Genomic DNA, 5,758 nt, shown 5'->3' on the forward strand with positions numbered 1-5,758 from the left:
GGTGAACAGCGGAATTTCGATGCGGTCCGCATGACGGATCGGGGCCCGGGCACGGTAGAGGTCCGCGCGGAGCTTCGGGCCGATGAGCGTGTCCAGGTAGTGCAGGTCACCGTGCTGGGCGCGGCTGCGGTTCGGGCCGTTCTTCGCGGGCGGGTCGACCTCCGACGAGCGCCTCGCGTTGGCCCGAGGCCCTGTGCCCCCCTTTGTCCGGAAGCTCGCTGTCGCGTCACCGGCTGCTGTATACATTGACCGCACCGCCATCGAACTCCCCACTCCACCGAAGGGCTGTGAAGTGCTGTCCGGAACCGGAATACGTGTCCGTCTGAGTGGGCGCCGTGCCGTCGGTGTCGTGTTCGTCGCGGCTTTCGTGGCCGTGTCATCCGGATGCTCGGCGCACGACGGCAATCGGAAGCCGGCGGGGCGGGACGCCTCCTCGAAAACCACGCAGGCCCAACCGGAGCCGAAGGACACGCGTCCCGGGAGCGGGGCCGCCGCCCCGGAGCCGAAGACCGCCGCGCAGTTCGTTGCCCGCGCTCGGCAGACCATGGGGGCCGAGAAGGGGTGGACGTTCGCCCTGCGTGGCAGCGAGTCCGCCGTCATGCAGGGGCAGGCGCCGTCCAGCGCCACCTATGCCGCGACCGTGCACCGCACCACCGACCCAGCCGCACTCCAGCAGACCGGCACGGTCACCACCAGCAAGGGGGTGCGCAAGCCGGAGGTGGTGTACGTCGTCGGCGGCACGGGTTACGTCAAGGACGCTGCCGAGGGGTGGAAGAAGGGGCCGTTGTCTGATCCGGACATAGCCAATGACGTCGAGGATCCCGTGGCCGAGCTGGACGCGTTCGCGGCGTACGCCAAGAGTGCGGAGGTGAGTCGTACGGCGACGGGCGTGCGGCTACAAGTCAGCGCATCTGGCTGGCAGTTGTCGGCTGCCCGGAACCGTCCCGCGCTGAAGCGGGCGGTGCGGGAGGTGGAACCCGCGCTGGACCAGTTGCGCAAGGCCGGGGTGACGGCGACCGACAGCCAGATCGCGCTCAAGAGTTTCAGCGAATCGTGGGACCTGGACCGTGCGCACGGATATCGGCCTGCGTCGCACCGGTACGCGTTCACGTTCCTCGTCCCCTTCCGGGGTGCGGACATCACGGTGAGTCAGGAGGTACAGGCCGACAACGGTGGGGTGTTCGGCGGGAGCGTGGCCTTGCCGTCCGGCGTGAAGTGATCTGTGCGGCCCACAGCAGGGTAAGACGTGCCGCGCAGTGAGATCCCCGGTGCCTACCGGTGCTCGGGGTTTTCGTAGTCGCGGTGGCAGCCTGCGTCCCAGGTGGTGCGCTGGTTGCCGTAGGCGGGGATGCCTCCGAGGTTCTTCAGCGCGCGGGCCAGATGGAGCAGGTTCCAGGTCATGAAGGTGGTGTTCCGGTTGGTGAAGTCGTTTTCCGGGCCGCCCGAGCCGGGGTCGAGGTACGAGGGTCCGGGGCCCGCCTCGCCGATCCATCCGGCGTCTGCCTGGGGAGGGATGGTGTAGCCCAGGTGCTGGAGGCTGTAGAGGACGTTCATGGCGCAGTGTTTGACGCCGTCCTCGTTGCCGGTGATCAGGCAGCCGCCGACCCGTCCGTAATAGGCGTACTGGCCGACCTCGTTGAGCAGGCTGGAGCAGGCGTAGAGACGTTCGATCACCTGCTTCATCACCGAGCTGTTGTCGCCCAGCCAAATGGGCCCGGCCAGTACGAGGATGTCGGCCGCCAGGACCTGCTGGTACAGCTCCGGCCAGGCGTCGGTCTGCCAGCCGTGCTCCCTCATGTCGGGCCAGACACCGGTGGCGATGTCGTGGTCCACGGCCCGTACGACGTCGACCCGCACTCCCTGGGCATCCATGATGGCGGTGCTACGGTCGATCAGTCCCTGGGTGTTGCTCCGTTCCGGTGACCGTTTGAGTGTGCAGTTGATGACCAGAGCGCGCAGGTCGTCGTAGCGGGCCGGCGGTGCGTCGGTGGCGGGCGATGAAGCGGTCACTCGGTCCTCCCAGAGCCCTGCCGCCGCACTGTGGAGGGCGGCGCGTCTGCGTTCAGCGTGCGGACTGGCCGTGGCAGGCGCCCCTGCGACGCGTCCGAATGGTGCAGGGAATGTCCGAGTGCGACGCGGGTCGCTGCCTCCCTCGAGAAGCCCTGCCGGGCCCCTGTCGGCTGCTGGTGAGTGGCCCGGGGGCGGTCGGCGTGCCTACGGTCGCCTCATGGGCATCGATGGCGCGACGGAGTCGCGGAACACGACGGCAGTGGGGGACGTGGCCCACCTGTTGGTTCGCTGTCTGGAGGCCGAAGGCGTGGAGTATGTCTTCGGGATCCCAGGTGAGGAGAACATCCTCTTCGTCGATGCGGTGGGCGGCTCTGGCATCCGCTATGTTCTGGTGCGCCACGAGCAGGCCGCCTCCTTCATGGCGGAGATCTACGGGCGGCTGACCGGCCGGGCCGGGGTGTGTTCGGCCACCCTGGGTCCCGGCGCGATCAATCTGCTGCTCGGCACCGCCGACGCGACGACCAACAGCACACCGATGGTGGCTCTGGCCGCACAGGGTGCCCTGCGCCGCATGCACAAGGAGTCGCACCAGGTCATCGACCTCGTCTCGATGTTCGCTCCCGTCACCCAGTGGGCTGCTTGCGTCGAGTGTCCTGACGCGGTGCCGGAGATGGTGCGCAAGGCGTTCAAGACCGCGCAGAGCGAACGCCCCGGCGCGGTGTTCCTGGCGGTGCCGGAGGACATCGAAACTGAATATCCCGCCGAACCGCTCTCGCCCTTGCAGATCGACACGGTTCGCAGCGAGGCGCCGTCGCCCTCGCAGATCGCGCGGGCCGCCGACGTTCTCACCGCCGCGCGACGCCCTGTGGTGCTGGCGGGTCACGGCGCCGCCAGAGCCAGGGCCTCGGCCGCCCTCGTGCGGTTCGCGGAGCGGCTGAACATCCCGGTGGCGACCACGTTCCACGGCAAGGGTGTCTTTCCCGACGACCACCCGGGCGCTCTCGGCGCGGTCGGCTTCATGCGTCACGACTACGGCAACTTCGGCTTCGACACCGCCGACGTGCTTGTCTGTGTCGGCTACGAGATCCAGGAGTTCGATCCGGTCAAGATCAACCCGAACGGCGACAAGCGGATCGTGCATGTGCACCGTTTCCCTGCCGAGGTGGACGCGCACTACCCGGTCGCGGTGGGAGTCGAAGGCGACCCTTCTCAGGCGCTGGACGCACTGGCGGCCGCACTGCCCGACCACCTCACCTACGAGTCGAGGACCGGCGAGAAGATCCGTGGGCTCCTCGACGAGGAGCTCCGGTACGGACGCGGCAACGACGCGTTCCCCGTGGTTCCGCAGCGCGTGGTGGCCGATGTCCGCACCGCCCTGAACCGCCACGACATCGTGCTCGCGGACACCGGCGCCGGGAAGATGTGGATGGCCCGCCTGTACCCGACCTACGAGCCGGACACCTGCCTGCTCTCCAACGGCCTGTCCACCATGGGATTCGCGCTGCCGGGCGCCATCGCCGCCAAGCTCGCCCGGCCGGACCGGCAGGTCCTGGCCATGATGGGCGACGGCTCGTTCCTGATGAACTCCCAGGAACTGGAGACCGCCGTCCGCGAACGCATCCCGCTGGTCGTCCTCGTCCTGGTGGACGAGGAATACGGCCTGATCACCTGGAAGATGGAGCTCGAACTCGGCCGTCACAGCCATACCCGGTTCACCAACCCGGATCTGGTCGCCTACGCGGAGAGCTTTGGCGCCCGCGGCTACTCGATCGAGGCCGCCGACCAACTGCTGCCCACACTGCGCCGTGCCCTGGACGACGACACCGTCTCCGTCATCGCCTGCCCCGTCGACTACTCCGAGAACCTGCGCCTGACCGACAAACTGGGCAGTCTGCACGGGCCGTTCTGATCGTCGTCTCCTGCGTCGGCAGGGGCCCGAACCGCATCCCTTCCGTTGAAGCACCCCCAGCACTCCCAGTGCTGCTTGCAGGCTTGGGCGCCTACGTGCGCAGACACGACATCGCCCACGCATTCGCCGAGCGGCGGCCGCCACAGCAGCCTGCCCCAAGACAGTCGTGGTCGTAGCCGCGGTCGGCGAAGAGCGAGACCGCCCCAAGCGGTCCTCCCCTGACTGCCGGCGCGACGATCCCGGCGATTCATGACTGACCGAACAGAGTGGCAATCATCCCGGCCGCCAACAGATCTGCATGAATCGATGGCTTCCGGACGGGCTGGGGAGCCTCGCCCTTGCGTCTCGTTCGTGGCCCGGTAAGGTCTGAGGCCGGCTTGGCCCGGCGGTCGTGCGCTTCGTAGCCGTGAGGGGCTGTCAGGCTGCGGCGGAACCTCGCACGTCTGGCTTGGATGTCCGGCTGTCTGTCCGAGGAGGTGGCATGGAGCGGCATGCCGATCACGGGATGAACTGGCGACTTCGACCATTTCGTCGGCCGGTGACGGCAGCTACGGCAGGTGAAGCAGTGCAGCGGAAGCACTCTTGGCCGTCGGTTCGACCGGTGGTCTCCGTCGGCTCGACGAATACCCTGAGCGGCGAGCTGCCCCACGTCGTAGGACAGTTCGGCCCGTGGCATGCCTGTGAGGCCATCCGCCCGGACTGCCGACCGTCGTCCGTGGCGGCGCCGGCATCCTCGCGCAGGCCGGCATCCGCTCCCAGCGCGTACGGTACGACTCCATCGAAGAACTGGTCGCGGCTACGCCGGGCCACGGCATGAGCGCCTGAAGGAGACACTGAGCAACGTGGACGGGCATGTGAACCTGGACCGGCACGCGGGCCGGGGCCGGAACGAAGAACCGGGTCGCAAGCCGGTCCCGAGCCCTGCCCCGGTGCAGGGCGGCGGGGCGGAGCCAGGTCCCGAGGGGGTCGTAGCAGCGCGCCCGGGAGTGGTCACGAGCCCCCTCCGGGCCGGGCAGGACGGCAGCGGGGCGGCCGCGTTCAGGTCCGAAAGCGCCGACCTGGTCGTCGATGGAGACGACGCTCCGATCCAGCATCAGCGGGTCCTCGTACCAGGCGCCCGCCGCGTCCGACCCACCCGCTCCAACCGCCCAGGCAGTGACGGCGAACACCGGCTCCAAGAGCGCATGGGCACCTCCGACCGCGCCGACAAGTTCTACGACGAGCAGGTGCTCGACCGGCTCAACCCGCGGATGCGGGAGTTCGCGGCACGGCAGGAGATGTTCTTCCTCGCCACCTCCGACATCCATGGAGAGTGCGACAACACCTTCCGGGCCGGCCCTCCCGGCTTCATCCAGGTCTGCGACGACAGGACGCTGGTTTACCCCGAGTATCGCGGCAATGGCGTCCTTGCCAGCCTCGGAAACATTCAGGAGAATCCGCACATCGGCATTCTCATGATCGACTTCCTTCAGGACCGGATCGGCCTCCATGTCAACGGCCAGGCCCGTATCGTCCCCGACGAAGAGATGCGCCGCGAACGTCCGGACCTGCCGGTCGACCCCGTGCCCGGCCGCCGGGCCCAGCTGTGGGTGGAGGTCACGGTGGAGGAGGCGTACATCCATTGTGCCAAGCACATTCCGCATCTTCAGAAGGTCCCGGCACGTGGGGACCGCGCGTGGGGTACGGACGACTCCAAGCGCAAGGGCGGTGACTTCTTCGACGCAGCGGCCGAGGCGGCCGACCGCGCTCCGTACGAGCGCCCGCGGCGCTAGTGCGGCGACCGGAAAGGTAGTGGTCGGGGCTGATGATCGCTTCGTGGGCGGGTTCGTTTGAGCGGAC

At 68.4% G+C, this 5,758-nt stretch carries 5 protein-coding genes; 3 read left to right on the forward strand and 2 right to left on the reverse strand.

The annotated features are described in order from the left end of the window. The coding region (locus VXC91_RS41700; RefSeq protein WP_329512574.1) for a hypothetical protein at positions 1–246 on the reverse strand (246 nt) is incomplete at its 3' end. Positions 247–349: 103 nt separating this feature from the next. Here VXC91_RS41700 and VXC91_RS41705 point away from each other — a divergent pair. Next, a complete protein-coding gene (locus tag VXC91_RS41705; protein ID WP_329512575.1) occupies positions 350–1,219 on the forward strand; it encodes a hypothetical protein in 870 nt (289 codons plus the stop codon). A 53-nt stretch (positions 1,220–1,272) separates the two neighbouring features. On the opposite strand, the gene VXC91_RS41710 is transcribed toward VXC91_RS41705, so the two are convergent. Continuing rightward, positions 1,273–2,010: a flavodoxin family protein gene (locus tag VXC91_RS41710; protein ID WP_329512576.1), complete on the reverse strand. Its 738-nt coding sequence runs from the start codon at positions 2,008–2,010 to the stop codon at positions 1,273–1,275. 217 nt (positions 2,011–2,227) lie between these two features. On the opposite strand from VXC91_RS41710, the gene VXC91_RS41715 reads away from it, so the two are divergent. Both VXC91_RS41715 and VXC91_RS41720 read left to right on the forward strand, forming a co-directional pair. Beyond that, positions 2,228–3,919, forward strand: a complete 1,692-nt coding sequence (locus VXC91_RS41715; protein WP_329512577.1) for an acetolactate synthase large subunit — start codon at positions 2,228–2,230, stop codon at positions 3,917–3,919. A gap of 842 nt (positions 3,920–4,761) precedes the next feature. Then, positions 4,762–5,691 (forward strand): pyridoxamine 5'-phosphate oxidase family protein, encoded by a 930-nt coding sequence (locus VXC91_RS41720; RefSeq protein WP_329512578.1) that lies wholly within the window; start codon positions 4,762–4,764, stop codon positions 5,689–5,691. Positions 5,692–5,758: the final 67 nt, after the last annotated feature.

The organism is Streptomyces chiangmaiensis, assembly GCF_036281785.1.
GTDB lineage: Bacteria > Actinomycetota > Actinomycetes > Streptomycetales > Streptomycetaceae > Streptomyces > Streptomyces chiangmaiensis.

Coding starts and splice junctions, on each gene's coding strand:
- VXC91_RS41715 (WP_329512577.1), top strand. CDS start 2,228: ATGGGCATCGATGGCGCGACGGAGTCGCGGAACACGACGGCAGTGGGG.